The sequence below is a fragment of the Leisingera sp. ANG-DT genome (assembly GCF_000813785.1).
Taxonomy (GTDB): Bacteria; Pseudomonadota; Alphaproteobacteria; order Rhodobacterales; family Rhodobacteraceae; genus Leisingera.
Genome location: NZ_JWLE01000044.1, coordinates 1 through 922, shown reverse-complemented (window position 1 = coordinate 922; position 922 = coordinate 1). Strand labels below are relative to the sequence as shown.

1 pseudogene is annotated in these 922 nt (G+C 60.4%); it reads left to right on the top strand.

Annotated features, from left to right (window positions below):
* Window positions 1-694, top strand: a pseudogene (locus RA21_RS20675) (hypothetical protein); the annotation flags it as partial.
* Window positions 695-922: the final 228 nt, after the last annotated feature.

Sequence of the window (922 nt, the reverse complement as noted above, 5' to 3'; positions counted from 1 at the left end):
CCCTGCCTCCCTTATCCAAGGCGATCTTGGGCTTGACGCCTCAGCCAACGTCAGTTTCCTGCACTGGGGGATGCACCAGGCCACCAACGAGTTCGCCGAGGTGCCTACCGTTATCCTGGCAGGGACGTTCTGTTTGCCCCCCAGCCATTACCTAGGTCTTGCTCATGCCAGCCTAGGCTTGCCCATGGACGAGACGCTGCCTGATGATGTGCTGAAGCGTGTCATCTTGGGAGAGCATGGCCACACCATCCTTCAGGCGGTTGGGCGAGGGGTGACACGTGGATGCTCTGACGGCAAGTGCCTGCCTGGAGAGGTCTACATCATCGCGTCTGCAAGATCTGGCATCGAGGCCGAACTGCGGCGTTGGTTCCCAGGCGCAACGGTGAAGCGCTGGCATCCTTCTGACCGCCCCTTGCGGGGCAAGGTGGCCGAAGCCGTCGCTTTCCTCAAGGAGCGCCTAATGTTAGCTCCTGGTGCGGCAGTTCTTTTCCGGGAGGTCATGGAAGCCATCGGCTGCAGCGATCTGAGTAACTTCAGACGGACCGTCCGTAGCCATGCACTGTTCAAGCTGGCGCTGAACGACCTTGGGGTGATCGAGGTCAAGATGCCGGGTATTCGTGGCAAGGCCAACGCCTTCCAGGCCGAACTGCCGCTCTTCGCCGCCGCAGGTGCCGAAGGAACCGAGGCCATTTAGGTCAGAAATCTGAGCGGCTCACACATACATAAGCGACTGCAGTTTCCCCCGGTGGGGGTGACCGCTCTCACACCAGGGCCAGCGTGACTGACCGAAAGACCACAGATAAGAGGGAGACAGAACCGTAGACCAAAGCGTAGACCACGCCGCGCCTGTTGACCTGCACCCACCACCTCGGATAGCCCTTAGTTTGCTGGGGCTACCGACTGAAGCAGTGCCTGTAACGGG